Origin of the sequence: Curtobacterium herbarum (assembly GCF_016907335.1) — a bacterium.
Lineage (GTDB): Bacteria > Actinomycetota > Actinomycetes > Actinomycetales > Microbacteriaceae > Curtobacterium > Curtobacterium herbarum.
Genome location: NZ_JAFBBT010000001.1, coordinates 1247243 through 1273194, shown reverse-complemented (window position 1 = coordinate 1273194; position 25952 = coordinate 1247243). Strand labels below are relative to the sequence as shown.

At 72.7% G+C, this 25952-nt stretch carries 23 protein-coding genes; 9 read left to right on the top strand and 14 right to left on the bottom strand.

Features of this window, described 5'->3' with window-relative positions:
- The first annotated feature begins 3 nt into the window (after nt 1-3).
- Genes rfbD through JOD51_RS06205 form a run of 3 tightly spaced genes read left to right on the top strand, consistent with a single transcriptional unit; the run spans nt 4 to nt 3343 of the window.
- On the top strand, nt 4-855 hold the full coding sequence (gene rfbD / locus JOD51_RS06215; RefSeq protein ID WP_204607493.1) for a dTDP-4-dehydrorhamnose reductase: 852 nt from the start codon (nt 4-6) through the stop codon (nt 853-855).
- On the top strand, nt 852-1790 hold the full coding sequence (locus JOD51_RS06210; protein ID WP_204607492.1) for an NAD-dependent epimerase/dehydratase family protein: 939 nt from the start codon (nt 852-854) through the stop codon (nt 1788-1790). The genes rfbD and JOD51_RS06210 overlap by 4 nt, the downstream gene beginning before the upstream one ends.
- Nucleotides 1787-3343 carry a hypothetical protein gene (locus JOD51_RS06205; RefSeq protein ID WP_204607491.1) on the top strand — a complete coding sequence of 519 codons (1557 nt, stop codon included), beginning with the start codon at nt 1787-1789 and terminating at the stop codon, nt 3341-3343. Before JOD51_RS06210 ends, JOD51_RS06205 begins: the two co-directional genes overlap by 4 nt.
- Here JOD51_RS06205 and JOD51_RS06200 read toward each other — a convergent pair.
- Nucleotides 3307-4488 carry a glycosyltransferase gene (locus JOD51_RS06200; protein ID WP_204607490.1) on the bottom strand — a complete coding sequence of 394 codons (1182 nt, stop codon included), beginning with the start codon at nt 4486-4488 and terminating at the stop codon, nt 3307-3309. The genes JOD51_RS06205 and JOD51_RS06200 overlap by 37 nt on opposite strands.
- Nucleotides 4489-4516: 28 nt before the next feature.
- Here JOD51_RS06200 and JOD51_RS06195 point away from each other — a divergent pair, with 28 nt between their 5' ends.
- The 3 genes from JOD51_RS06195 (at nt 4517) to JOD51_RS06185 (ending at nt 7628) form a co-directional block, all read left to right on the top strand.
- The gene (locus tag JOD51_RS06195) at nt 4517-5599 is read left to right on the top strand and encodes a lysylphosphatidylglycerol synthase transmembrane domain-containing protein (protein WP_204607489.1); all 1083 of its coding nucleotides are present in this window, start codon (nt 4517-4519) and stop codon (nt 5597-5599) included.
- Nucleotides 5600-5678: 79 nt separating this feature from the next.
- Nucleotides 5679-6821, top strand: a complete 1143-nt coding sequence (locus JOD51_RS06190) for a glycosyltransferase family 4 protein (protein ID WP_204607488.1) — start codon at nt 5679-5681, stop codon at nt 6819-6821.
- A 90-nt stretch (nt 6822-6911) separates the two neighbouring features.
- Nucleotides 6912-7628 carry a hypothetical protein gene (locus JOD51_RS06185; RefSeq protein ID WP_204607487.1) on the top strand — a complete coding sequence of 239 codons (717 nt, stop codon included), beginning with the start codon at nt 6912-6914 and terminating at the stop codon, nt 7626-7628.
- 70 nt (nt 7629-7698) lie between these two features.
- Here the strand turns inward: JOD51_RS06185 and purE are convergent, their stop codons facing one another.
- The 3 genes from purE to JOD51_RS06170 all read right to left on the bottom strand — a co-directional run bounded on the left by purE (nt 7699) and on the right by JOD51_RS06170 (nt 11548).
- Nucleotides 7699-8208, bottom strand: coding sequence for a 5-(carboxyamino)imidazole ribonucleotide mutase (gene purE / locus JOD51_RS06180; protein ID WP_204607486.1), 510 nt, complete (start codon nt 8206-8208; stop codon nt 7699-7701).
- A gap of 43 nt (nt 8209-8251) precedes the next feature.
- On the bottom strand, nt 8252-10240 hold the full coding sequence (locus JOD51_RS06175) for a glycoside hydrolase family 6 protein (protein ID WP_204607485.1): 1989 nt from the start codon (nt 10238-10240) through the stop codon (nt 8252-8254).
- Nucleotides 10241-10411: 171 nt separating this feature from the next.
- Nucleotides 10412-11548: a 5-(carboxyamino)imidazole ribonucleotide synthase gene (locus JOD51_RS06170; protein WP_204607484.1), complete on the bottom strand. Its 1137-nt coding sequence runs from the start codon at nt 11546-11548 to the stop codon at nt 10412-10414.
- 135 nt (nt 11549-11683) lie between these two features.
- Between JOD51_RS06170 and JOD51_RS06165 the strand changes: the two genes are divergently transcribed.
- A complete protein-coding gene (locus JOD51_RS06165; RefSeq protein ID WP_204607483.1) occupies nt 11684-12157 on the top strand; it encodes a GtrA family protein in 474 nt (157 codons plus the stop codon).
- 28 nt (nt 12158-12185) lie between these two features.
- Here JOD51_RS06165 and JOD51_RS16955 read toward each other — a convergent pair whose 3' ends face one another.
- The 7 genes from JOD51_RS16955 to JOD51_RS06135 all read right to left on the bottom strand — a co-directional run bounded on the left by JOD51_RS16955 (nt 12186) and on the right by JOD51_RS06135 (nt 20294).
- The gene (locus JOD51_RS16955; protein ID WP_259559024.1) at nt 12186-13250 is read right to left on the bottom strand and encodes a pentapeptide repeat-containing protein; all 1065 of its coding nucleotides are present in this window, start codon (nt 13248-13250) and stop codon (nt 12186-12188) included.
- Complete coding sequence (locus tag JOD51_RS16950; protein WP_239539793.1) at nt 13247-14884, bottom strand: glycosyltransferase family 39 protein; 1638 nt, start codon at nt 14882-14884, stop codon at nt 13247-13249. Before JOD51_RS16950 ends, JOD51_RS16955 begins: the two co-directional genes overlap by 4 nt.
- A gap of 56 nt (nt 14885-14940) precedes the next feature.
- Nucleotides 14941-15840 (bottom strand): pentapeptide repeat-containing protein, encoded by a 900-nt coding sequence (locus tag JOD51_RS06155; RefSeq protein ID WP_204607481.1) that lies wholly within the window; start codon nt 15838-15840, stop codon nt 14941-14943.
- On the bottom strand, nt 15837-17453 hold the full coding sequence (locus JOD51_RS06150) for a glycosyltransferase family protein (protein WP_204607480.1): 1617 nt from the start codon (nt 17451-17453) through the stop codon (nt 15837-15839). Before JOD51_RS06150 ends, JOD51_RS06155 begins: the two co-directional genes overlap by 4 nt.
- Nucleotides 17454-17548: 95 nt before the next feature.
- Complete coding sequence (locus tag JOD51_RS06145) at nt 17549-18856, bottom strand: UDP-glucose dehydrogenase family protein (RefSeq protein ID WP_204607479.1); 1308 nt, start codon at nt 18854-18856, stop codon at nt 17549-17551.
- A gap of 81 nt (nt 18857-18937) precedes the next feature.
- Entirely contained in the window at nt 18938-19471 is a 534-nt protein-coding gene (locus JOD51_RS06140) for a PH domain-containing protein (RefSeq protein WP_204607478.1), read from the bottom strand.
- Between the two features lie 4 nt (nt 19472-19475).
- Complete coding sequence (locus JOD51_RS06135) at nt 19476-20294, bottom strand: biotin--[acetyl-CoA-carboxylase] ligase (protein WP_204607477.1); 819 nt, start codon at nt 20292-20294, stop codon at nt 19476-19478.
- A gap of 74 nt (nt 20295-20368) precedes the next feature.
- On the opposite strand from JOD51_RS06135, the gene JOD51_RS06130 reads away from it, so the two are divergent.
- Nucleotides 20369-21964 (top strand): acyl-CoA carboxylase subunit beta, encoded by a 1596-nt coding sequence (locus JOD51_RS06130; RefSeq protein ID WP_204607476.1) that lies wholly within the window; start codon nt 20369-20371, stop codon nt 21962-21964.
- Nucleotides 21961-22212 (top strand): acyl-CoA carboxylase subunit epsilon, encoded by a 252-nt coding sequence (locus tag JOD51_RS16945; RefSeq protein ID WP_204607475.1) that lies wholly within the window; start codon nt 21961-21963, stop codon nt 22210-22212. Before JOD51_RS06130 ends, JOD51_RS16945 begins: the two co-directional genes overlap by 4 nt.
- Before the next feature lie 489 nt (nt 22213-22701).
- Here the strand turns inward: JOD51_RS16945 and JOD51_RS06120 are convergent, their stop codons facing one another.
- The 3 genes from JOD51_RS06120 to JOD51_RS06110 are packed head-to-tail and all read right to left on the bottom strand — an operon-like array spanning nt 22702 to nt 25934.
- Nucleotides 22702-23766, bottom strand: coding sequence for a DUF8320 family protein (locus JOD51_RS06120; protein ID WP_204607474.1), 1065 nt, complete (start codon nt 23764-23766; stop codon nt 22702-22704).
- Nucleotides 23763-25181 carry a sensor histidine kinase gene (locus JOD51_RS06115; protein WP_204607473.1) on the bottom strand — a complete coding sequence of 473 codons (1419 nt, stop codon included), beginning with the start codon at nt 25179-25181 and terminating at the stop codon, nt 23763-23765. The genes JOD51_RS06120 and JOD51_RS06115 overlap by 4 nt, the downstream gene beginning before the upstream one ends.
- Before the next feature lie 24 nt (nt 25182-25205).
- Entirely contained in the window at nt 25206-25934 is a 729-nt protein-coding gene (locus JOD51_RS06110) for a response regulator transcription factor (protein WP_372377747.1), read from the bottom strand.
- Nucleotides 25935-25952: the final 18 nt, after the last annotated feature.

The following is a 25952-nucleotide window of genomic DNA, read 5'->3' as shown; positions in this document are numbered from 1 at the left end:
ACCATGACCCGATTCCTCATCACCGGCGCCGCCGGCATGCTCGGCCAGGACCTCCAGCAGGCACTGGCCGGGCGTGAGGTCACGGCGCTCTCCCGTGCCGACCTCGACATCACCGACCCGGACGCGGTCGCCGCTGCCGTCGCCGGGCACGACGTCGTCCTGAACGCCGCCGCGTACACGAAGGTCGACGACGCCGAGTCCCACGAGTCCGACGCGCACGCCGTGAACGCCCGCGGACCCGAGGTGCTGGCGACGGCCGCGGTGGCCGCGGGGGCGCGGCTCGTGCACGTCTCGACGGACTACGTGTTCGACGGCTCCGGCACCACGCCCTACGCCGAGGACGAGCCCACCGACCCGATCGGCGCGTACGGCCGAACGAAGGCCGCCGGCGAGCACGCGGTGCGCTCGGTCGCCCCGGACTCGTCGTACGTCGTCCGGGCTGCCTGGCTGTACGGCGCCGGTGGTCCGAACTTCGCCAAGACCATGGTCCGCCTGGCTGCGACCCACGACACCGTCAGCGTCGTCACCGACCAGGTCGGACAGCCGACCTGGACCGGTGACCTCGCACGCCAGATCGTCGCACTCGTCGACGCCGACGCGCCCGCGGGCATCTACCACGGCACGAACGCCGGCCAGGGGTCCTGGTACGACTTCACGCGCGCGATCTTCGCCGAGGTCGGACTCGACCCGGAACGCGTGCTCGAGACGGACAGCTCGGCCTTCGTGCGCCCGGCACCGCGCCCGGCGTACAGCGTCCTCGGCCACGACGGGTGGTCCCGCGCGGGTCTCGCCCCGATGCGCGACTGGCGGGACGCCCTGCACGCCGCTGCCGAGGCCGGGGTCCTCACCGCGTGAGCGGCGCGACTGCGCTCGTCGTCGGCGGCGGCGGGTTCCTCGGCCGTGCCGTCGTGGGCGCGCTCGAGCGCGCCGGCGACCGCGTGGTCGTCCCCCGTGTGCCCTGGAACGACACCGAGGCGGCCGCGACCGTGCTCCGGGAAGCCGTGACGGGCCTCCAGGCCGGGGACACGCCCTGGCGGCTCGTCTGGTGTGCCGGCAGCGGCATCGTCGCGACCGGCGAGCAGGCGTTCACCGCCGAGTCGACGATCCTCGAGCGTGTGCTGGACCCCGCCGGCGCGTCCCCGGACACCCCCGGCGCGGTCTTCTTCGCGTCGTCGGCCGGCGGCGTGTACGCCGGCGCGAGCGGCGCGCCGTTCGACGAGGACACCGACCCGCTCCCCCTCGCGCCGTACGGCCGCAGCCGGCTCGCTGCCGAGGCCCGCTTCCGGGACTTCGCCGAGGCGACCGGGACGCCCCTGCTCGTCGGCCGGATCTCGAACCTCTACGGCCCCGGCGCGAACCTGCGGAAGCCGCAGGGCCTGGTGTCACAGCTCGCCCTGGCCCACCTCGAGCGACGTCCCTCGTCGATCTACGTGCCGATGGACACCACGCGTGACTACCTCTACATCGACGACGCCGCGGCGATGGTGGCCGACGGGCTCGCGGTGGTCGCCGACCGTGCGGTCGGGCCGACCACGACGAAGATCTTCGCCTCCCAGCACGGACGCACCATCACCGAGGTCGTCGAGGCGGTGTCCGCCGCGTTCGGCGAGCCGCTCGACGTCCGCGAGGGCCACGACCCCGCCGCGACCTCGCACGGTCGGGACCTCCGCTTCCGATCGCGCGTCATGACGGCGCTGGACGACCGGACACACGTGCCGTTCGAGCTCGGCGTGCGTCGCACCGTCGACGCGATCCGGGGCAGCCGTCCCACCGACCAGGAGACCGCATGAGCCAGCACCGCCGCCGCGCCCCGTCCTCCCGACGCTGGCGCAGCCCGGCGTGGGCCAGCCTGACCGTGTGGTCGGCGGCGCTGTTCATGGTCGCTGCCTCGGTCGCACGGCTCTTCACGTACCCGCCGCTCGGCAGCAAGGACGAACCGGCGCACTTCGACTACGCCGTGCTGCTCTGGCACGGCCGGCTGCCGGTGTTCGAGGACGGGATCACCTACGCGGCCCCGTTCGGGGTCGAGGCCCCGGTGCAGTGGGTCTCGCAGCACCCGCCGCTCTACTACGCGATCCTGGCGCCGATCGTGGGCCCGCTCTGGGACGCCCACCACCCGCTCCTCGCGGTGATGGCCGGTCGAGGCATCAGTGCGCTGCTGGCCGGCGCCGTGGTGCTCGCCGCCGCCTGGGCCGCGTCCCGCTGCTTCCCCGGCCGGGTGCGCCTCCCTGGTGCGACCGCCGTGACGACCGCGTTCGCCGGCATGCTGATCCAGCAGGGCTCGTCGATCTACAACGACGTCCTGTTCGTCCTGCTCTGCACCCTGGCGTGCGGGGTCGCCGGCGCGGCGATCCGGTCCGAGGTCGGGCCGCGGCTGCTCGTCGGTGCGTCCGTCGTCGCGGCTGCCGGCATGGCAACCCGGCTGACGTTCGTCGTCTGGCTGGTCGCCATCATCGTGTCGCTCCTCGTCGCACGCTCCGTCCGGCTGGGCCGGCTCCGACCGATCTGGGCGAGGGTGGTGGCAGCGGCGACCCCGGGTGTCGCAGCCGTCGTGTGCGCGGGCTGGTTCTACGTGCACAACAAGATCGACACCGGGAACTTCAGCGGTCGGCACGCACAGTGGGGCCTCGAGCACGCGGACCGCGTCGAGCGGTCGTTCAGCGCGGTGACGTTCGACCCGTCCTTCTACACGAGCCTGTTCAGCGTGTACCGCGGCATCCTCCGGCCGTCCGACCCGACCCACTGGGTCCTCATGCTCACCCCGGTCGCGCTCGCGGTCGTGTGGGGTGTCGTGAGCCTGCTGCAGCGCCGTCGGGCACCGCTCCCGGCCGTGCCGAGCACGAGCACCGTGCCGAGCACGAGCCGCCCGTGGCTGCCCGCCGCCCTCGTCGTGGCCATGCTCGTCGCCGTGACGCTCCTGCTCGTGGTCGTCGAGATCCAGTACGTCACGGGCGGTGGTGCCCCGATCACGCGGTACGCACTCACCGTGCTCGAACCCATCACCCTGCTCATGGCGGCAGGCCTGACCGGGTCCCGTCGACTGTCGGGCGTCCTGGTGACGCTGTGGGTGGCGCTGGCGTTCGTGCCCTACCGCACGCTCTTCGACCTCCACGTGCGGAGCATCGTGCCCGACGCGGCGCAGTGGGTGCACGTCGCGTTCTGGGTGTCGGTCGTCGCGGCCGCCGGCTGCGTCGTCGGGGGCTTCCTCGACGCACGGCGGCGTCCGGACGCGTCGCGCCGACCGGACGCGTCGCGCCGACCGGACGCGGACGGGCCGCTGACGGTCGCCGGGGACGAGCGTCCGGGTCAGCCCGCGAGCGCGTCCGCGATCAGCGACCGGTAGCGGTCCCCCACGGCGTCGACGGTGTACGCAGCCGCCGTCGCGCGGGCACCGGCACCGAGACGCTCCGCGAGCGCGGGGTCGGCGAGGAGCCGGTCCACCGCCGCCGCGAGGGCGTCGGCATCGCCCGGGGCGACGAGCAGGCCGTTGACGCCGTCCTCGACCACGTCGACGATGCCGGGCACGGCGGACGCGACGACCGCGCAGCCCGCCGTCATGGCCTCGAGGAGTGCGACGGGCAGGCCGTCCCGGTCACCGTTCGCCGCGGGGACGGACGGGTAGACCGCGATGCCGGCCTTGGCGTAGTGGGCGGCGAGGGCGGCCTTGTCCTGCGCGCCGACGAAGTCGACGCCGTCGGCGGCACGGGCCTCGAGCGCCTGCCGGAGGGGGCCGTCACCGACGACGACGACCTCGTCCGGGCGGTGCTCGACGCGGTCGAGGGCGTCGAGGAGCACGGTCGCGCCCTTCTTCTCGACGAGGCGGCCGACGAAGAGCAGGCGGCCCGGGGTGCGGGTCTCGCTGGCCACCGCACGCGAGATCGGCTCGAGGTCGACGCCCATCGGCACGATGTGGACCTGGTCGTCGCGCGCGCCGAGCTTGCGGAGTTCGAGGGCCATGTCGGTGCTCATGCAGGTCACGGCGGCCGCGCTCGCGATGACGGCCCGCTTGACGCGCTGGAGGACCGGGTGCCGGAGCGCGTAGAGGTCGCCGCCCAGCGTGGTCACCACGCGCGGCAGGTCGCCGAGGACGAGCTTGCCGACGGCACCCTGCGGGATGATCCAGTGCAGCAGTGCGACGTCGGGTCGGGAGCGCCTGGCCTCCCGACGGAAGGCGAGGGCCATCGCACCAAAGAAGAACGGGACCTGCAGCCACCGCGCGGGTGCGGCGCGGAGGTTGTCGACGATCGCGCCGTCGGCCAGGTCCTGCCAGCGGGCCGGGAAGTACGAGTAGCGGCGGACCTCGACGTCGCCGATGCGCTGGTGCTTCGCCGCACCCTTCGTCATCGGGGCCACGACCACGACGCGGTGGTCGCTCGACAGAGCGCGGGCCAGGTCGAGCACGAACCCCGGGGTGCCGTCACCCGCTTCGGCCGGGAACGTCGATGCGGCGACGAGCAGGGTCGGACGAGCAACAGGGTCGGGATGCATCAGCGCTCTCGCTTAGAGTTGTCGGTCGATGGACGCACGACAGCCTACGGGGTCCGCCGCCGACGCAGATCCGGCCGATGGACAGCCCGCCAACACCCCCGAGACCGACCAGACGATCGGTGCCGAGGTGCCCGTCGTCGCGCCCCGGAGCCGGCGAGCCCGCATCCTGAACGCGGTCAAGTGGGCCGCGGCCGCCGTCGCGGTGGTGCTCCTCGTCGTCGGCGTGGCCCGGCAGTGGGACGAGATCGTCGTCGACTTCGCGCGGCTCGATGCCCGCACCGTCACGCTCGGCGTCGTGCTCACCCTCGTGGCCCTGATCGCGAACATGCTCTCGTGGCGGGCGATGATGGCGGCGACGGGGTTCCGGGTCCGACCCGCTGCGGCCTCGTCGATCTTCTTCGTCGGGCAGCTCGGCAAGTACATCCCGGGTGGCGTGTGGTCCATCGCCGCGCAGGCGGAACTCGGCCGCGCGCACGGGCTGGCGCGGACGGGCAGCGCCGTCGCGTCGCTGGCGTCGATGCTCGTCAGCATGGTGACCGCCGCGCTGGTCGGGATCGTCGCGCTGCTCCTCGGCTCCCCCGACGGCCTGCAGACGTTCTGGTGGCTCGCCGTCGTCGTGGTGATCGGGCTCGTGGCGCTGACGCCGCCGGTGCTCGGTCGGCTGATCGCGGTCGCGATGCGGGTCCTGCGCCGGCCGCCGCAGGAGATCACCCTGACCTGGACCGGCACCGTGATGTCCATCGTCTGGTCGGTGGTGATGTGGCTCGCCTACGGCGCGCAGGCGACGTTCGTCCTGCAGGCCTTCGGCGCCGACTCGGCCGTGCTCTTCCCCGTCGCCACCGGCGCGTACGCCGTCGCCTGGCTCGTCGGGTTCCTCGTCGTGATCGCCCCCGCCGGTCTCGGCCCCCGCGAAGCCGTCCTGCTCCTGCTGCTCGGATCGGTGACGGACCCGACGGGGGCCCTCGCCCTCGCCGTCATCAGCCGTGCGTTCATGACCCTCGGGGACGTGGTCCTCGCCGGTCTCGGAGCCGCGCTGGCGATCCGGCACCGCCGCCACACGGCCGCGGCCGACCCGGTCGGCAGCGTGCCGGGAAGTCCCGGCACGCCCTGATAGTGTCCCGTGCGGACGACCGGCCGACCTGTCCGGACGGCCGATCGTCCCGTCCGACCACCCCGAGGAGCCCCGCCGCATGACCACTCTCCGCGTGATCGTGGACCAGGTGATCGCACCGGTACCGGGCGGCATCGGACGCTACGCGGAGGAACTCACCCGGAAGCTCATCGAGACCGCACCCGCCGGGTGCGACGTCGAAGCCGTGGTCTCGGCGGCGTCCCCCGCCGAGCTGCAGCGGCTGCGCACCCTGCTGCCCGGGCTGGCGGACCTCGAGCGGCTCGCCCTCCCCCGTCGGGAGCTGTCCCTCGCATGGCAGGCCGGGCTGGCCCGCCGCGCGTCACACGGCATGGTGCACGCCCCGAGCGTGCTCGCTCCCCTCGTCAAGCACGACCGGGTGCAGGACGTCGGCCACCAGATCGTCGTAACGGTGCACGACACGGTCCCGTGGACCCACCCGGAGACCCTGACGCCCCGCGGGGTGCACTTCCACAAGGCGATGGTGAAGCGGGCCTACCGCTACGCCGACGCCGTCGTCGTCCCCACCCACGCGGTCGCCGCCGCGCTGAACGACGTGCACCGCTTCGACGACCGACTCCGGGTCATCGGCGGAGCGCCGAGCGCCCGACTCCGGGTACCCGTCGACGCGGACCTCCGAGCGGAGCGCCTGGGTCTGCCGCCGCGCTACGTCCTGGCGGTCGGCACGCTCGAGCCGCGCAAGGGCCTGCGCTCGCTGATCGAGGCGATGGCACACCCCGATGCCCCGACGGACATCCCGCTGGTCATCGCCGGGCCGGACGGCTGGGGCGACGTCGACGTCGCCGAGACCGCGGAACGCGCCGGCCTCGCCGCCGACCGGGTGAAGGTGCTCGGCCACGTCGAGGACGCCGACCTGGCCGTCGTCTACGACCGGGCGACGGTGTTCGTGTTCCCGAGCCTGGCCGAGGGCTTCGGGCTGCCCGTCGTCGAGGCGATGAGCTTCGGGACACCGGTCGTGCACTCCGACGACCCCGCTGTCCGTGAAGTCGCCTCGGACGCCGGGATCACCGTCGAACGGAACCCCCGCGACGGCTACCCGGAACGGATCGCGCAGGCCGTCTACCAGGTCGTCAACGACCCGCACCTGGCCGGCCAGCTCGCCGTCGCGGGTCCGGACCGCGCACGCATGTTCGACTGGCACGACTCCGCGCTCGAGGTCTGGCAGCTGCACGCCGACCTCTGACCGCGCGCGTCGGATCACGGCTCGGCATCGATGGTCGGCCGCACCGTGTCGCCGCCCTGGGCAGCCCGCTGCCACTGTCATCATCAGGGCATGCAACGACGTCGATCCCTCCCGGTCATCACCGCCTCGGTCGTGCTCGGACTCAGCCTGACGACGACCCTGGCCGCCTGCTCCAGCGGGGACGACCCGACTCCCTCCCGGACGCCCTCGAGCTCGCGGTCGGCCTCGCCGGAGCCGACCGGACGCCCGACCCGCACCCCGGCGGCGACGGACACCCCGTCGAGCGCGACCTCGGCGCCCCCGTCGGCGGGCACCCCCTCGGACGACCAGACCGGCTCGGCGGACGACGGCAACGCGCCCGGCACCGGCAACGGCAGCGGTGTCGACCAGCCGACCTCGGTGGACTTCGGCGCCGTCGCCGCCCAGGGCGTCGCGGCGGCGGGCGGTGGCACGACCGTCTCGATCGTCGGTGCCGGCGACAACTGGACCGTCGTCGTGTCCGGCCCGGACGGCTCGCAGACGCAGTCGGTGGTCTCCGCCACGCTCGACCGCGTCACGTCGGGGCCGTTCCCGAAGGACGCCGACGCCGCGACGAAGGCCGCGAACGTCGCCCGCTCCGGCTCGCTGCGGGTGCAGGCCGCCGACGCGGCGACACGCGCCCTCGCCGCCGTGCCGGGCAGCAGCCTCACGTCACTCGTGCTCGGTGGTTCCGGCTCAGCGCCGGTCTGGACCGCCACCGTCACCGCGTCCGGCGCCACCAGGACGGTCACCGTCGACGGTCTGACGGGGTCGGCCACCGCCTCCTGACCGGGCCCGAGCACTGTCTCCTGACGGGGTCGTCCACCGCCTCCTGACGGGGTCGGTGGACGGCCGCCGGTCAGAGCTGGTCGCGCAGCGCGGCGGCCTTCCGCTCGACGACCTGCTCGAGACGCGTGGCGTACTCCGCCAGCCGCTCCGCCACGGCGGGCTCGGACGACCCGATGATCCGCGCGGCGAGCAGGCCGGCGTTCGCGGACCCGTTGATCGCCATCGTCGCCACGGGGATGCCGGCGGGCATCTGCACGATGGAGAGCAGCGAGTCGAGACCGTCGAGACGCGCGAGCTGCACGGGCACACCGATCACCGGGAGCGTCGTGAGCGACGCGACCATGCCCGGGAGGTGCGCGGCGCCCCCGGCACCGGCGATGACGACGCGGATGCCCCGACCGGCGGCCGCACGGCCGAAGCGGACCATCTTGTCCGGGGTCCGGTGCGCCGAGACCACGTCGGCCTCGAAGGGGATCTCGAGTTCGTCGAGGATCTCCGCGGCGGGGCGCATGGTCGGCCAGTCCGAGTCGGACCCCATGATGATCGAGACGAGCGGTGCGGGCGCAGTGGTGTCGGTCACCCCACGAGCTTATCCGCGACCGGCGGCCGGACGGGCTGCCCGCTCACCGGACGGTGGTCGTGCGGCAACCGAGGTCGCGGTCCCCGCCGGCGCCGATGCCGACGGCGCGCACGCAGACGCGCCGCTCCCCGCTGGCCGCGACGACCCGCACCGCGAACCCGTGGGTCGTGCCGGCCCCGGTCCTGCGGTCGACGTCCGGCCGGCCCGCGGCCGCCGCGACCTGTGCGACACGCTCGCCGTCGACGGTGACCCGGATCGAGACCGGTGCGCCGGTGTCCTCGCGGTCGAAGGCGTACCCGCGGAGGTCGACCCGGCGGTGCGCGCTCGAGGTGGCCCGCTCGAACCGGCCGGTCGGAGCACTCGCGGCCACCGTCACAGCGACACACCGTGAGGTGACGTCCTGGCCGCCACCGGTGTTCGTCGCGCGGGCACAGACGGTGTGTGCGCCGGCTCCGGCCGGCAGCACGGCCACGAACCCGTGCGCGGTGCCGACACCACTCGTCCGCAGGTCGGCCCGCTCTCCGTCGGCGGTGGTCGTCCGCACCGTCCGACCGTCGACGCGCAGGGCGACGGTCACCGCCGCGCCGACGTCGTCGCCGTCGTACGCCAGACCCTCCACGCGGATGCCGGCGGCGACGACGCTGGCCTGGGTCACCCGGACCACCGGGTCGTTGCCGAGGACGGTGACGTCCTCGCACCCGAGCCGAGCGTCGCTGCCACGGCCGGTGTTCACCGCGGTGACACAGACCGTCCGCGTGCCCGCTGCGGCCGGGACGGTGAGGTCGAACCCGTGGTCGCCACCGACGCCGTAGGCGTCGCCGATGTCCTGGCGTGGGCGGTCGGCAGCGGCCGAACCGGATCCCTGGCCGTCGACGGTCACCCGGACACCGATCGGCGCGTCCGGTTCGTCCTCGTCGAACGCCCACCCGCGGACACGGACGGACCCGCCCGAGACCGTCACGGTGTCGAGGGTGCCGACCGGCGACCGGACGGCCGGCGGCAGCCCGAGGACGGCGTTCGCGACCAGCGCCTGCGCGGAGGCCGAGTACCACTTCCCCGCCGCCGGGCCGCCGTTGCAGGTGCCGTCACTCGCGCCGGGAGTCTTCACCCAGAGCAGCGCGTCGAGTGCCGAGCCGTCGGCGGCCACGCGCGGCGAGGGACCCAGACCGGCCCCCGGCGCGTTGCACCAGGTCCCGCGCCATCCCTGGCCGCTCCGTGAGGTGTCGATGACGTAGTGCGAGCCGCCCGTGCGCGCCGACACCTGTTCCGCGTAGGCCTGTTCCTGGGCCACCGCGTAGTGGTTCGCGACGTCGGTGAAGAACCCGCGGGCCTGCCGGACGCCCGCGCTCTCGAGCCGGGCCGCCATCGTCGCCGGTGGCACCCAGTTCGAGTTGCCCGCGTCGAGGTACGCCGGCACGCCGGCGGCGGTGAACGCGGCGACCTCACGCGACAGGATCCGGTACCGCTGCGTCCCGAGGGAGGCGGTGCAGCGGTCGTTGCTGAGCATCGCGAGCGAGTCGGGCTCGACGACGACCGCGGCGTGCTTGCCGGCGAGCCGCGTCGCGATCCGGTCGACCCACGCGTCGTAGGTCGCCTCGTCGAAGCCGCCGGCGGAGTAGCCGCCGCAGTCGCGCTGCGGGATGGCGTAGGTGACGAAGACCGCGGTGGTCCCCGTCGCCGCCGCGCCGGCGGTCGCCGTGTCGAGCGTCCGGTCGAGCGCGGCACCGGTCGTCCACTCGCCGAGCCACGTGGCGACCGGGTACCGGGCGATGGTGGACGCGGCCCGGGCCCCGGCCGGGTCCGACGTGGCCAGCGCGGTGGCGGCCTTCGCCGCCTCGCTGGTGGGCGACGTGTACGGGCCGTTCCGGTAGAGGTCGGCAGCGGACGCCGCGCGGATCGACGCGGGCGTGGCGATGGCAGCGGTGGCGGCGTGCGCCGGGACCGGTGCCGCGACGACCGAACCGAGCGTGAGCGACGCGACGACGGACGCCACGGCCCAGAGGACGACGCGGGCGGACGGACGGCCTGACATGGAGCTCCCCTCGACGACCGACGTGAGCCTCCATCGCACCACGGGACGGCGGCCGCGACCAGCCGCCAGTGCGGGTGCCACCTGGACGGGTGGTACCGGCACCGGGCGTGTCACCGGGCGGACGGGAGGCTCGTGGCGGGCCCGCCACGAGCCTCCCGTCCCGGCCCGGGATCAGTCGTCGAAGTGTGCCGCCGCGCTCCGCGCACGGAAGACGACGTCGTCCACGTCGTCGCCGGTGACGGTCACGTGCCCGATCTTCCGGCCGGGCCGCGGGGCCTTGCCGTAGAAGTGGTACTTCGCCTCGGGGAACGCTTCGAGCGCCGCGGGGTACCGCGCCGCGAGGTCACCGTCGGCCGGACCGCCGAGGACGTTCACCATCACGGCGACGCGCGTGTCCATGCCGGTGGTGCCGAGCGGCAGGTCGAGGACGGCACGGAGGTGCTGTTCGAACTGGCTGGTCGTCGCGCCGTCGATCGACCAGTGGCCGGTGTTGTGCGGACGCATCGCGAGCTCGTTGATGAGGATCCGTTCATCGCTGGTCTGGAAGAGCTCGACCGCGAGGACACCGGTGACGTCGAGTTCCTCCGCGATGCGGACCGCGATCGACTCGGCCAGGTCGGCGAGTCGTCCGGCGCTGTCCGGAGCCGGCGCGATGACCTCTGCGCAGACGCCGTCACGCTGCTGCGTCTCGACCAGGGGCCACGCGACGACGTCGCCCGAGGGTCGGCGCGCCACCGACTGGGCAAGCTCGCGGGTGAACGGGACGAACTCCTCGACCAGGAGCGCCTGCTCGCCGCCGGTCTCCGCCAGCGCGACGAACCAGTCGTCGACCTGGGACGGATCGGTCACGACCCGGACGCCCTTGCCGTCGTACCCGCCACGCGCCGTCTTCACGACGGCCTTCCCGCCGTGGTCGTCGAGGAACGTGCGGAGCTCGTCGGCGTCGTGGACGGCCGACCAGTCGGGCACCGGCAGTCCGAGCTCGGACAGCCGCGTGCGCATCAGGATCTTGTCCTGCGCGACCGCCAGCGCGGCCGGCCCCGGGCGCACGGCCACCCCGGCGCCGACGAGCGCGCGCAGGACGTCCTGAGGGACGTGCTCGTGGTCGAACGTGACGACGTCGACGTCCCGGGCGAACGCGAGGACCGTGTCGGCGTCGTGGTAGTCGCCCTCGGCGGTGGCGGCGATGGCCGCGGACATCCCGGGCCCCTCGGCCAGGACGCGGATGTCGATTCCGAGCTCCACGGCCGCCGGCACCATCATCCGGGCGAGTTGCCCTCCGCCGACGACTCCGACGCGCAACGCCATGCTGTGTCTTCCTTCCGCGGTTCCCACCACGCGGGGAGAACCGGTCGTCTACGATTCCGGGTGGTCGATCGCCGATCCACCGCCGCCGGTCGCACCGACCGGTCAGCACCTCACTCTACGGATCCAGGAGGCCCCGTGCGGCGTCTCATCGCACAGCTCGCCCGGTTCGGGGTCGTCGGCGCCGTCGGCTTCGTCGTCGACTTCGGGGTGTTCAACCTGCTGCGGGCGACGGTGCTCTCGCCGGAGGACGTCCACTCCGGACCCTTCTGGGCGAAGGTGGTGTCCACCACCGTTGCGATCGTCGTCAACTGGATCGGCAACCGGTACTGGACCTTCCGCCACCAGCGCCGTTCGGTCGCCGCGAAGGAGGGCGTCGAGTTCGTCGTCGTGTCGCTCGGCGGCATGGTGATCTCGCTCGGTTGCCTCGCGGTCTCCCACTACGCGCTCGGGTTCACCTCGGCGCTCGCGGACAACGTCTCCGGCAACGGCATCGGGCTGGTCCTCGGCACGGCGTTCCGGTTCTGGCTCTACAAGACCTGGGTGTACCACCCCGACCGGGTCGAGCAGGAGTCGGCGCGGAGCACGGAGGCGTCGAGCTCGACGCGCTGACGAGCTGACGAGCTCACGAGCTCACGAGCTACGGTTCCGTCGGCACGGCGGTCGCCGCCGCGGTCGGGAGTCCGGTCGACGGGTCGATCGCTGACTGGTCAGGGGACCCCGGATCCGTCGCCCCGGGGTCGGTCGTGCCGGCCGGCGCCGCCGGGTCGACGGGGGCTGCGGGGTCCACCGCGGAGACGGTGATCGTGATCGACGCCTCGGCCGCCATGCCGTTCTCAGCCCGGAACACGACGACGTGCGTCCCGACGGCGGCCTCGGTCGGCGTGCCGACGATCTGCAGGGTGTCCTGGTCCCAGGTGAGGCCGTCCGGCAGGTCCCCCGTGAGCGCCGTCAGGCCGACCGCCGGGAACGGGCTGCTCGCCGCCAGCTGGACGGAGACCGGCTGGCCGACCGTCGCCGCGACCGTCTCGGGAGCGTCGACGGTGGGCGCCTGGTTGACCGTGATCGGCACGTCGTACTGCGCCACCTGGTAGCCGTCGGGGCCGGTCGCCACGATGCAGCGCACCGGGGTCGTCCCCGGGTAGAACAGGCCCTGCTTGTCGACGCAGGTGTTGCTGATCACCCCGGACGGCGAGGTGGACGTCCACGACACCGTGGCCGGTCCCTGCCCGGGCTGGACCCAGACCAGCTGCCCGGGCGCCGCCAGCACGGTGCCGGAGAACTGCATGCCCGCGATGGCAGCGCCGTCGAGGCGGGCGTCCTCGATCTGCGCGTCGGTGAGGACCGCGCCGGTCAGGTCTGCACCGCGCAGGTCGGCGCCACGGAGGTCGGCGCGGCTGAGGTCGGCGCCGAACATGACCGCGTCGTGCAGGTCGGTGCCACCCAGGCGGGCGTCGGTGAGGTCGGCGAAGCGCAGGTCCGTCCCGCTGAGGCTGCGGCCGGACCAGTCCACGCCGGGGCAGTGCGTGCGGACGTCGGGCCCGGGGTGGAGCAGCACGGAGCAGGAGCCGACGGTGCGGGCGGCCGACTGCGTGCGTTCCCGAGCGGCGCGGATGGCGAGGAGGACGGCGACCACCAGGGCGACGACGAGGACGGCCGCCACCACGGAGAGCACCCGCCGCCGTGGTGCCAGGGTGCCGCTCACTGCTGCACCGCCGACGGCACCACGACGTCGTCCACGCCGGTCATCCAGTGCGGCAGCAGGTCGAGCGCCGAGTTGGTGTACCAGTCGGGCGAGTTCGCGTACGTGAAGAACGCGAACGGCGTGCTGAACAGGAGCACCACCACGAGGCCGAGGAGCAGGACGGGCACGACCAGCACGGTGCGCCACCGGTTGCGCAGGCGGCGCCATGCCCCCAGCGCAGCGACGATCAAGAGCGCGTACACGAGTGGCAGGACGGGCAGCATGTAGCGACCTGAGAAGGCGTACTCGTTGTCCAGCGTGAGCAGCGTCCGGAGGTTGAAGACGAACATCGCGACCGTGTAGACGCCCGCGACGGCGACGGCCCACACGAGCGCCCGGGTGCGGAACAGCGACCGGACCATGGCCGACGTCAGCACGACGGCGGCGACGACGACGAGGGCGCCCAGCACGATCACCGCGGGCTGCACCGACCAGGTCGAGTTCCGGTCCCGGTAGAAGAAGACGGACTGGAAGTACGTGGTCGCCCAACGGCCGGCGAACTCCAGCAGGTCGGGGACGCTCGACGACTGCCCGTTGGCCTGGGCGAGCTCGTGGCTCCGCGTGGCCTGGAAGTTGCGGGCGTAGATGGAGAACCGCATGCACTGCGCGTGCGTGTGCAGGGCGGAGCAGTCCGGGTTGAACGCCCGGTACGTGACGAGGTTGACCCCGAGCCGCTCGACCACGAGGGCGGTCACCAGGACGAACGACACCGACCAGAGCGCGGTCCGCACCGCCCGGGTCCGGACGGCGTCCACGAAGCCGCGGAGCGGGGTCGACAGACTGTGCCAGCCGTGGCGACGCAGCCCGAGCACCACGGCGACGACGATCGCCACCACCGCGAACGGGATGAACGTGTACTTGAACAGCACCGTCCACCCGCTCAGGACGACCGCCTTGGCGAGCGACCCCCAGCTCGGTTCGCGGAGGAACCGGGCACTGTACAGCAGTGTGCAGAGGAACAGTGTCATCGACGGGGCGTCGTAGCTGACGGCTGAGGACTGCCAGACGTAGCGGCCGGTGCCGATGAGCATGATCACGGTCAGGACCGCGACCGCCTCGGACAGCCCCATCGTCCGGAGGAGTCGACGGGTGACGATCAGCCCGATGGCCCCCACGACGACGTTCACCAGTCGCAGGGCGACCACGATGTACGAGTACGGCAGCCCGAGGTCGATGATCGGCTTCACCGCGAAGCTCATCACGTAGTAGTAGACGTAGCTCGGGAAGCGGAGCATCTCCCCCATCGCCAGGTCGGACGGCGCGATGTGGTGCAGCACCGGCCCGGCGGTCACCGGGCGCTGTGCGTAGTACAGGATGTTGGCGATGTGCCGGTGCTCGTCCGGTGCGATCGTGCCGGGGTACGGGACGTGTCCGTCACCGTCGACCACCGGGTACTTCAGGATCACCGCGAAGAGGACGCCCAGCACCACGAAGACGCCGATCGCCGTCCAGAACACCCACGGACGGGCGAGGAGGGCACCGAGACGGCCCGGCGTCTCGAGCAGCGCGTCCCGGACGACCTCGGACGGCCGACGCCGTGCCGCGTGGGCCCCGCGGAGGCGCTGCACGGGAGAGCCCCCTTCGAATGCGAACATCAACTCAACTCTAACCGGGAACCGTTGTCCCTCGCGTCCGATCGGCCTCGGCCGGGTCAGCCGGCGACGACGGTGATCCGGATCGTCTTCCGGACCGCCCGGCCGTTGTCCGCCCGGAGCAGGACGGTGTGCTCCCCGACCGCGGCCGACGTCGGGGTACCGACGATGCGCTGGGTCGCGGCGTCCCACCGAAGGCCCGTCGGCAGGCCGTCGACGTGCGCCTGGACCTGCGGGTACGGGCTGTCGGCGTGGACCTGCACGGCGGCCCGGCGACCGGCGGTCAGGGTGACCGAGGACGGCGCGGTGATCTCCGGTGCCTGCTTGACCTCGATCTGGATCTGGTACACCGCGGACTGTCCGGCGTCGGTGCCGGTGGCGATCTGGCACGACACCGGGTTGTCGCCAGGGTAGAACAGGCCCTCACGGGAGTCGCACGTGTTCTGCACGACGCCCGGCAGGGTTCCGGAGGACCACCGCAGCAGCACGGGCGTGGCCCCGTCGGCCCACACGGACTGCGACGGTGCGGCGAGTGTGGTCCCCGTGATGGTGATGCCCGCGACGATGGCCGCGCCGAGCCGGGTCTTCACCATCGTCGCGTTCGTCAGGTTCGCCGACGTGAGGTCGGCCTCGCCGAGGTCGGTGCCCGTCAGGTCCGCGCCGGTCAGGTCTGCGCCGTAGAGGATCGCACCACGGAGGTCGGCCCCGGCGAGGTCGACGCCCCGCAGATCCGCGAGCCGGAGGTCGCGCTGACGGAGGTCACGTCCGGCGAGGTCGGCGTTCCGGCAGTGGGTCCGGCTGTCGATCGACGGGTGGTTGACGATCGTGCAGCCAGCGACGTCCTCGCCGGCCGGGCCGGAGGACACACGCTGGTACGCGCCGGCGACGAGCACGACGAGGACCAGCACGAGGCCGATCGACCAGCGTCGGCGGCGGAACCAGGGCGTGGTGGTGCTCATGCGCCGGACCCCGCCCCCGTCAGCCAGTGCGGCAGCAGTCGAAGCGCCGTGTCGGTGTACCAGCTCGGGTCACGCGCGTAGGTGAAGAACGCGACGGGCGCGGAGTAGAGCACGAGGACCACCAGGACGACCACCACCACCGGGACGACTGCCACTTGACGCCACCCCGACGGGAGCGAGCGCCAGAAGGCGATCGCCGCGACGATCGCGACGGCGTAGATGAGTGGGAGCACCGGGAGCAGGTAGCGCCCCGAGAACGCGAAGTCGTTGTCGAGACGCAGGAAGGTCTGCAGGTTGAACACGAACATCGCCGCGACGTAGACACCGGCGACGGCGACGGCCCACACGAAGCCTCGCGTCCGCAGGATCGAGCGGAGCGTCAACAGCACGGCGATGCACGCGGCGACGAACACCAGCGCCCCGAGGAGCGCCACGACCGGCTGCACCGCCCACGTCGAGTTGCGGTCGCGGTAGAAGAAGATCGACTGGAAGTACGTCGTGCACCAGCGCCCTGCGAACTCCAGGAGGTCGAACGGTGTCTGCGGCGTGCCGCTGAGGACCGCGAGGTCGTGGTTGCGCTCGGCGTTGTAGTTCCGGGTGTAGATGTCGAACGTGAGGCACTGCTGGTGGGTGTGGAGCTTGTCGCAGTCCGGGTTGAACTGCCGGTAGACGATGAGGTTGACGCCGAACCGCTCCACGATGATCGCCGCGGCCACGACGAAGGCCAGCACCCAGGCGATCGTGCCGACCGTCCGTCGGCGCACCCCGTCGCGGAAGGACGACAGCGCGTGCCGCACGTCGACGACGCCCCGGAGCCCGTCGCGCTGCGCGACCATCACGACCGCGACCACGATGGCGACGACGACGAACGGGACGAACGTGTACTTGCCGATGATGGCCCAGCCGCCGACGACGACCGCCTTCGCGAGTGTCGCCGGGCTCGGCGCGTGGATGAACCGCCCGCAGAAGTACAGGCACAGGAGGAACAGCGTCATCGCTGCCGGGTCGTAGCTGACGGCGGCCGACTGCCACATGTACCGGCCGGTGAAGGCGAGCAGGACGACCGACAGCACGGCGATCGACTCCGAGAAGCCCGTCGCCTTGAGGAGTCGGCGCGCCACCACGAGTCCGAGCAGCCCGGCGACGAGGTTGACGAGCCGCAGGAAGACGACGATCCAGGAGTACGGCAACGCCTCGTTGATCATCACCTTCACGGGGAAGGACATGACGTAGTAGTAGAAGTAGCTCGGGAACCGGAGGACCTCGCCCATCGCGAGGTCGCGCGTGGGCACGCTGTCGATGATCGGCCCGGCGGTGATCGAGCGGTGCGCGTAGAACAGGACGTTCGCGATGTGGCGGTGCTCGTCCGGTGCGATCGTGCCCACGTAGGGAACGGTCCCGTTGCCGTCGACGATCGGGTAGTGCAGCACCACGGCGAACAGCACGCCGAACACGACGAAGACGATCATCGCGGTGCGGAACACCCAGGGGTGTGCCAGCAGGACACCCCAGTGGCCGAGCGCGGCGAGCGCACGCAGCCGGGTGACGAGCGTCCGGTCCCCGCGCTCCGCCGAGCGCCCTGCTCGCGTCGCGTCGACTGTTCTCCCGGACATCGCCACCGAGACTAACCGGTGCGGGTGAGGGGCCGCGACGACCGGCCCACCGGCGCCGGGCGTGGCCGGCCGCCGGTGGCCTCTGCGGGAGGGGCTCAGCGACCCATCCCGTGGTACGCGAAGCCCGCGGCACGCCAGGCGTCGCGGTCCAGGCAGTTGCGCCCGTCGATGACGACCGGGGTGGCGACCGCGGCGGCGACCGTGGCGGCGTCGAGTTCGCGGAACTCGTTCCACTCGGTGAGCACGAGCACGATGTCCGCGCCGGTGAGCGCCTCCGTCGCGGACTCGACGTAGTGCAGCTCGGGGTGCAGGCGTCGGGCGGTGCCGGTCGCCTCCGGGTCGTACGCGGCGACGACGGCGCCCTGCTCGTGCAGTCGGGCCGCGATGTCGAGCGACGGCGAGTCACGGACGTCGTCGGAGTTCGGCTTGAACGCGAGCCCGAGGACGGCGACGCGCTTGCCGGTGACGTCGCCGCCGAGGGCCTGCGCGGCGAGGTCGACGACGTGGGCACGACGGCGCAGGTTGATCGCGTCGATGTCCGCCAGGAACGCGAGCGACTCCCCCACGCCGAGCTCGGTCGCCCGGGCCTGGAACGCACGGATGTCCTTCGGCAGGCAACCGCCGCCGAACCCGAGGCCGGCGTTGAGGAACTTCCGGCCGATGCGGGCGTCGTGCCCGATGGCGTCGGCGAGTGCGGTGACGTCGGCGCCGACGACCTCGGCGATCTCCGCCATGGCGTTGATGAACGAGATCTTGGTCGCGAGGAACGCGTTCGCGCTGACCTTGACGAGCTCGGCGGTGGCCAGGTCGACGACGAGCCGCGGGGTGTCCTCGGCGAGCGCGACGGCGTAGACCTCGTCGAGGGCCGCGACGGCTGCGTCGCCCTCGGGTCCGGCGGGCACCCCGTAGACCAGGCGGTCCGGCGCGATGGTGTCCTGCACCGCGAAGCCCTCGCGGAGGAACTCGGGGTTCCAGACCAGGGTGGCGCCGGGGACGGCCGCACTGACGTCGGCAGCCAGGCGGGCCGCGGTGCCGACGGGGACGGTCGACTTGCCGACGACGAACTCGCCGGCGGAGAGGTGCTCGGTGAGCGAGGCGACGGCGGCGTCGACGTACTTCAGGTCGGCGGCGCCGGTCGGGCCCTGGGGGGTGCCGACCGCGACGAAGTGGACGCGGGCACCGGCGACCTCGGACATGTCGGTGGTGAACCGGATCCGGCCGGAGGCGAGGGCCTCGGTCAGGATCTCGGGCAGACCGGGCTCGAAGAACGGGGCTTCGCCCGCCGCGAGTCGTTCGATCTTCCCCGGGTCGACGTCCACCGCGACGACGTCGTGTCCGAGCTTGGCCATGGAAGCGGCATGGACGGCACCGAGGTAGCCGCAGCCGATGACAGAGATACGCACGTGGACGACGGTACCGGGTCGTGACCGGGTCCACGCGACGGTGAACCGCAAGAACGCAGGCGGTTCACCGCACCGTGTCCGCTAGCGGTCGTACCGCGTGGTCCCGCGGACGATGTCGTCCCAGTCGGGCTCGCGGTGCCGACGTCGGGCCTCGTGCGCCTCGACCAGGTCGTGCAGCACGGCGACGACGAGGTCCGCGTGCGGCACGTCGGCGAGCACGAGCGCCGGGTCGTCGCCGGGGAACACGAGCACGTCGCCGGACCGGAACAGTCCCTGCGCACCCTGCCGTCGCACGGTGACGTCGTAGCCGCGGGAGTGCAGGAGCTCCCGCCGGGTCCGGGTGCCCAGCCCGTGCGAGACGACGAGCCGCCGGGTCGTGACGACGTACCGCTCGGACATCCACCGCAGCAGCGGCACCAGGCCGCCGACGAGCACGAGCACGACGACGAGGACCGCGACGACGACGTTCAGCCAGGCGAGCTCCGCACGGAACACCCCGAAGCCGAAGCCACCGGCCGCCGCGACGAGGACGACGAAGACCGCGGGCCGGACGAGCCGTCGGGCGTGTGGTCGCAGCCGGGCGACGACGAGCTCGGTGGCAGGCTCGTCCGTCATGGGCTCATGCATAGCGCAGGTGGGTGACGTCCCCCACCGCGACGCCCCTGGAGGCGCCGGTCCGGTCCCGGATCGTGATGCGGCCGTCGTCGTCGACGCCGGTCGCGTCGGCCTCGACGACGGACCCGTCCGGCAGTTCGAGGCGGACCCGCTGGCCGATCGTCCCGCACACGGCGCGCACGTGGGAGCGGACCGCGTCGGCGGCCGCACCGCCGGCGACCAGCCCGGCCACGGCCTCCTGGAGGCCCGTCCACAGGTCCGTCAGGACGGCGTCGGCGAGTGCCGTGGCCGGTGCGGTCGCCCCGGCGACGAGCAGGGAGGTCGCGGTCGGGGTCGGCAGGTCGGCCGCCGGGATGGTGAGGTTCACGCCGACGCCGACGACGACGGAGCCGTCGGCGGCGACCTGACAGAGCACACCGCTGACCTTGCGGCCGTCGACGAGGACGTCGTTGGGCCACTTCACGAGCACGCGGCCGTCTGCAGCGTCGAGTGCACCGGCGTCGAGTGCACCGGCGACGGCGTCCCGGACGGCGGCGCCCGCGACGAGCGGCAGCCACCCCCGGTCCCGCGGGTCGAGCTCCGCCCGCACCAGCACGCTCGCCGCCAGGGTCTGGCCCGCCGGGGCCGTCCACGAGCGGTCCAGCCGGCCGCGTCCGGCGGTCTGCTCGAGGGTCACCAGGACGCTGCCGGAGGCCAGGTCCGGAGCGTCGCGGAGCAGGTCGGCGTTCGTCGAGCCGGTGGTCGGGAGCACGATCAGCGTCGCGCCGGCGCCCTCGACGGCGGCGCGGGCGGAGGCGAACTCGGACGTGACCGGTGTGGACATGCACGCAAACCTACGTCCCGGAACCGTGGGGGTCCTCCAACGGGGCCGTCCCGGACCGCCGGTATGGTGAACGGGTGACCACAGGAGACACCCCCGATCTCTCGACGACCGCCGGCCGGCTCGCCGACCTCCGCGTGCGGTACCACGAAGCCGTGACCGCAGCGGGCGAGACCGCCATCGCGAAGCAGCACGCCAAGGGCAAGACGACGGCGCGCGAGCGGATCGAGCAGCTCCTCGACGAGAACTCCTTCGTCGAGCTCGACGAGTTCGTCCGACACCGCACGCACGCCTTCGGCATGGACGCCAAGCGGCCCTACGGCGACGCGGTCGTCACCGGCTTCGGCACGATCCACGGCCGCCAGGTCGCGGTCTACGCGCAGGACTTCACCGTCTTCGGCGGCTCCCTCGGCGAGGTCGCCGGCGAGAAGATCATCAAGGTGATGGAGCACGCCATGAAGACGGGTGTGCCGATCATCGGCATCCTCGACTCCGGCGGGGCCCGCATCCAGGAAGGCGTGGTCGCCCTCGGCAAGTACGGCGAGATCTTCCGCCTCAACACCGCGGCCTCCGGGGTCATCCCGCAGATCTCGATCGTGATGGGTCCGGCTGCCGGTGGTGCGGTGTACTCCCCCGCCCTGACGGACTTCGTGATCATGGTCGACAAGACCAGCCACATGTTCGTCACCGGCCCCGACGTCATCAAGACCGTCACGGGCGAGGACGTCGGCTTCGAGGAGCTCGGCGGTGCCCAGACGCACAACGCCGTCTCCGGGGTCGCGCACTGGCTGGCCGAGGACGAGTCCGACGCGCTCGACTACGCCCGGTCGCTCATCGGGTTCCTGCCGGACAACAACCTGTCGGACCCGCCCGCCTACGACGTCGCACCCGAGCTCGAGACCACCGACGCCGACCGCGAGCTCGACGTCGTGATCCCGGACTCCACGAACCAGCCGTACGACGTCACGCAGATCATCGAGCACGTCGTCGACGACGGGGACTTCCTCGAGGTCCAGCCGCTCTTCGCGCCGAACATCCTCATCGGGTTCGGCCGCGTCGAGGGCCGCACGGTCGGCATCATCGCGAACCAACCGCAGGCGATGGCCGGCACGCTGAACATCGACGCCGGCGAGAAGGCCGCGCGCTTCGTCCGGTTCTGCGACGCGTTCGGCATCCCGATCCTGACCCTGGTGGACGTCCCGGGCTACCTGCCCGGCACCGACCAGGAGTGGACCGGTGTCATCCGCCGCGGCGCGAAGCTGCTCTACGCGTACGCCGAGGCCACCGTCCCGCTCGTCACCGTCATCACGCGCAAGGCCTACGGCGGGGCCTACATCGTGATGGGCTCGAAGCAGCTCGGCGCCGACATCAACCTGGCCTGGCCGACAGCCGAGATCGCGGTCATGGGTGGCCAGGGTGCGGTCAACATCCTGTACCGCAGCGAGATCAAGCGAGCCGAGGAGGCCGGCGAGGACGTCGCCGCCGTCCGGACGAAGCTCGCGAACGAGTACACCTACAACGTCGCGTCGCCGTACCTTGCGGCCGAGCGCGGGGAACTCGACGGGATCATCCAGCCGCACGCCACCCGCGTCGCGGTCATCAAGGCGCTCCGGGCGCTCCGCGGCAAGCGGGCCAGCCTGCCGCCGAAGAAGCACGGGAACATCCCGCTGTGAGCCCGCGCCACGCCGCTGCCGTCCCGGCCGACGCCCCCGCGTCGGTCGCGGACGTGCACGTCGTCAGCGGGAACCCGTCCCCCGAGGAACTCGCGGCCGTCATCGCGGTCCTGCAGCGACAGGCCGACGACGCGGCCGCGGCCGGACGTGCGCGGGCGGAGACCACACCGCGTGACGGCTGGACCCGGTCTGCGCGCGGCATGCGCGAGCCGCTCCACCAGGGCGCCTGGAGCCGGTCGCTCCGCTGAACCACGACACGGCCGGTACCGGTCCGGTACCGGCTCGGGTGGCGTCCGTCCATGTCAGGCCGCTGTACCCCGTCCGATACCGACGGGTGTCGACGTCACCATCCGGCGGACACACCGTTCGGTCTCCCCTCGCTCGGGGGACGTGCGGTCCGAGAACCGCTCGAGATCCGCAGAATTGTCCCCCGAAATGACGACTGTCACCCACTGGTACCGATGGCATCATTGACGGTGTTCGGTGTTCTTCCTCGAAGTACATCGCCGGTCGGTGGCCGACTAGGGTACGACGCCACCACCGTGACGAGTCAGGGCGATATTCGGGTTGTCGCTCTGACTCGGGTCGTGAACGGGCCGGTCGGTAGCTCCGACCGGCCCGTTCCCCGTTTCCGGCGACGTCAGTGCCGGTGAGACCCAGTGTGGGCGAAACTCAGCGCCGGCGAAACTCGGCGCCGGCGAGACTCAGCGCCGGCGAGGGCCGGCGAGCTCCGGCGATCAGGCCCGGGCCGCGTACCGGTCGATCTCGAGCCACAGCGCGACGGACGCGTCCTCGTCGTCGTCGTCCTCGTCGTCCTCCGCCGTCCCGAGCGCCGCGGACTGGCTCTCGGCCGCGTCCAACCGCAGCCCGACGACGGTGACCGCGGCGTCGGCGTTGTCCGGCACCGTCCGGACGATGACGTTGTCCGCGTCCGCGTCGTACGCCCGTCGCAGCGCGTCGGCGAGCTCGGCGTGCACGCGCTCCTGCTCGACCGTCTCGAGGTCGTCCAGTCCGCCGTCGTCGTGCAGCTGCACCACGGCGCCGCGGCGACGGAGGCGCATCACCTCGACCCGGACGTCGTCGGACAGCAGGGAGCGGCCGCGGATCTCGTCGCGGATCGCCTGCTCCAGGTGCAGGCTCTCGGCGCGCTCGTCCTCGTCCAGGGCGCCGCAGGTGTCGATGATGCGCTGGAGCATCGGCAGCGCCATCCGCGTCGTCTGTCCGAGCCGGACCTGACGCTCGGAGACGTGCGCGTCCTGCGCCGCCTGCCAGTCGACGGTCTCCTGCTCGGCCCGGACGAAGTCGCGGGTGATCCGGGTGGCGTGGCTCATCGCGATCGCGAAGCCGGTGGCGACCGACAACCAGATCACGTTGCCGAGCGCGCCCAACGCGCCCAGCGCCTCCGGGCCGGCCCAGGCCACCGAGTGGACGGTGCAGAACGCGACGCCGACCCAGGCGAAGCGTCCACGCTGCCGGACGGCGAGCACGACCATTAGGGTGCCGACGGCGGCGATCCACCAGGTCGCGTAGGTCGGTGCCACCCGCAGGTCGACGACCGTCGAGCAGACGATGGGCATCACGACCGCGGTGGCGAGTGCGAACCAGGCGACCCAGACGGGCAGCACCGGACCGCGGACGAACAGCGCGAGGGCGGTCGCCGCGGCGTAGAGGACCATGCAGGCGATGACCGGCGCGGCCTCCGCCGGTGTGCCCGGGAGGGTGGTGACCGCGAGCACCAGGTGCAGCAGCGAGAAGAGCGCAGCGAGCCCGGTGGCCACACCGGCGGGGATGGAGGCCCTCATCCGCGCGCCTCCCGCTCGTCGCGGTCCGCAGCCCCGTCGCGGTCCGCAGCCCCGTCGCGGCCCAGGCCCGGATCGCCGTCCGCGGCCTCGCCGTCGCCCGCGGCGCCGAGCGCCGGCCAGCGGAGCACGATGCGGGTGCCGGAGCCGGGCGCGGTCCGCAGGTCGGCCTCGCCGCCGGCGGCTGCCATCCGCTCGATGATCGAGCGCCGGACCCCGAGCCGTTCGGCCGGCACCGCGTGCGCGTCGAAGCCGGTGCCGTCGTCGGCGACCTCGACCTCGACGGATTTCCGGTCGGCGACGATCGTGATCCAGCGCGAGACGTCGTCACCGGCGTGCTGCACGCTGTTCACCGCCGCCTGCAGTGCGGCCGAGGCGATCGCGTCGGCCGACGAGAAGGGCAGCCCCGGGCCCGCCGCCGGGACGCTCCGGACCTGCACGGGAGCGCCCAGGGACGTGACGGAGGCGACGATCCGGTCCCGCAGGACGTCGAACGGCACGATCTGGTCCTCGCCCGGGCCGTCGGAGGCCGCGGCTGCGAGGTGGTCGATCGCGTTCCGCGCCATCCGTGCGGCGAGGGTCTCGGCGTCCGGTGTGTCCGCACGGGCGGCGGACAGCAGCGTCGTCAGCACGCTGTCGTGCACGATCGCGTCGACCTGGACCCGTTCGACCTCGGTCGCGTGCTCACGGATGGCCCGCGAGTACCGACGGACCGCGGTGGCCTGGGCGGCGTCGACCGCTGCGGCCGCGCGGCGGAGCACCACGATGAGGACCAGCGCCGCGATGCCGAGCACGGCCGTGTAGGCGCCGTCGAGGAACGCCCGCTGCAGGCCCACGGCGCCGCCGGCCGGCGAGAGCCGCAGCACGAAGTAGATGATCGGCACGAGGGCGTTGTAGACCGCGGCACGCCACGTGGCGAAGCTCAGCGAGGCGGCGATCGTGCCGACGTTGCAGAGCCACCACGGCCACGGGACCTGGTCGACCGGCAGCGCGCGGTCGACGGTGAGCGGGAAGGTCAGCAGCGCGACGAGGAACAACAGCGCACAGACGGTCTGGGCCACCTGGGACCACCGCTGCGCGATCGCGGACACACCGACCGCGACGAGCGAGAGCGCCATCACGATCGCCGACGCCGGAGCCCAGACCGGGTCGAGGTACGGCAGCTGCTTGAGGAGCCCGGAGACGTTCACCGCGCCGAACCCGATCGCGGCGATGGCCATCAGGATCGTGAAGGCCCGGTCGAGCGACGCCTGCGTGATCGTCGCGCGGACCGACCGGGACGGATCAGCCCAGCCGGCACCCCGCACGTGCCCCGGACCGGTGGCCGATGCGGGACCGACTTCCGGTGCCGGGCCGCCCGCCGACGACGGACGCCGGGCCGGTGTCGGCCCGGCGTCCGCCGCTGCGTCGGTGGTCACGAGGACCGTCCGGCGCGGGAGTCGTCAGCGACCATCGCCGTCGGGATCGATGCCGGAGTCGAGACCCGGCAGGATCCCGTCCTCGACGGCCCGTCGGAGCAGGTCGACCTTCGTCGGGGCGGGGCGCCCCACCTCGACGTACTTCACCCGGATGCGGTCGAGGTACTCACGTGCGGTCGAGTACCCGATGCCGAGCTGCTGTGCCGCGAGCTTCAGCGGCAGGCCCGATGCGTACAGGTGCAGGATCTCGCGTTCGCGGCGCCCGAGCTGGGCCTTCGCGAAGTCCCGGTCGGCGTCGATGGCGCTCGCCCACTCGAGGTTGTTGAGCACGTCACCCCGCGCGACGGTCGCGACGGCGGCCATCACGGTCTTCGTCGCGGACGACTTCGGGATGACGCCGGCGGCCCCTGCCGCCAGTGCCTCGCGGACGTTCGCGACCCGGTCGGCGATGCTGTGCACGAGGACGGCCGAGCCGGTGCCCTGCACGCCCTTGACGTTCTCGGTCACCGTCGAGCCGTCGCCCAACGACAGGTCGAGGACGACCACGTCGACCTCGCGCCCACCGAGCTGGGCGATGTACTCCGGGACGCTCGCGGCGGTGAGGACCACCTCGAACCCCTCGTTCTGACAGGCGGCCTGGATCCCCAGTCGGACGGACTCGTGGTCGTCGACGATGGCGACCCGGACCGGCCGGGTCTCGAGACCGGCAGTCCCTGCCGTGCCGGTCGATGTGCTGGTGGTCGTGTCTCCCACGGTTGCCTCTCGTTCCGA

Coding starts and splice junctions, on each gene's coding strand:
- rfbD (WP_204607493.1), top strand. CDS start 4: ATGACCCGATTCCTCATCACCGGCGCCGCCGGCATGCTCGGCCAGGAC.
- JOD51_RS06205 (WP_204607491.1), top strand. CDS start 1,787: ATGAGCCAGCACCGCCGCCGCGCCCCGTCCTCCCGACGCTGGCGCAGC.
- JOD51_RS06200 (WP_204607490.1), bottom strand. CDS start 4,488: ATGCATCCCGACCCTGTTGCTCGTCCGACCCTGCTCGTCGCCGCATCG.
- JOD51_RS06195 (WP_204607489.1), top strand. CDS start 4,517: ATGGACGCACGACAGCCTACGGGGTCCGCCGCCGACGCAGATCCGGCC.
- JOD51_RS06190 (WP_204607488.1), top strand. CDS start 5,679: ATGACCACTCTCCGCGTGATCGTGGACCAGGTGATCGCACCGGTACCG.
- JOD51_RS06185 (WP_204607487.1), top strand. CDS start 6,912: ATGCAACGACGTCGATCCCTCCCGGTCATCACCGCCTCGGTCGTGCTC.
- JOD51_RS06175 (WP_204607485.1), bottom strand. CDS start 10,240: ATGTCAGGCCGTCCGTCCGCCCGCGTCGTCCTCTGGGCCGTGGCGTCC.
- JOD51_RS06170 (WP_204607484.1), bottom strand. CDS start 11,548: ATGGCGTTGCGCGTCGGAGTCGTCGGCGGAGGGCAACTCGCCCGGATG.
- JOD51_RS16950 (WP_239539793.1), bottom strand. CDS start 14,884: ATGTTCGCATTCGAAGGGGGCTCTCCCGTGCAGCGCCTCCGCGGGGCC.
- JOD51_RS06155 (WP_204607481.1), bottom strand. CDS start 15,840: ATGAGCACCACCACGCCCTGGTTCCGCCGCCGACGCTGGTCGATCGGC.
- JOD51_RS06150 (WP_204607480.1), bottom strand. CDS start 17,453: ATGTCCGGGAGAACAGTCGACGCGACGCGAGCAGGGCGCTCGGCGGAG.
- JOD51_RS06140 (WP_204607478.1), bottom strand. CDS start 19,471: ATGACGGACGAGCCTGCCACCGAGCTCGTCGTCGCCCGGCTGCGACCA.
- JOD51_RS06135 (WP_204607477.1), bottom strand. CDS start 20,294: ATGTCCACACCGGTCACGTCCGAGTTCGCCTCCGCCCGCGCCGCCGTC.
- JOD51_RS06120 (WP_204607474.1), bottom strand. CDS start 23,766: ATGAGGGCCTCCATCCCCGCCGGTGTGGCCACCGGGCTCGCTGCGCTC.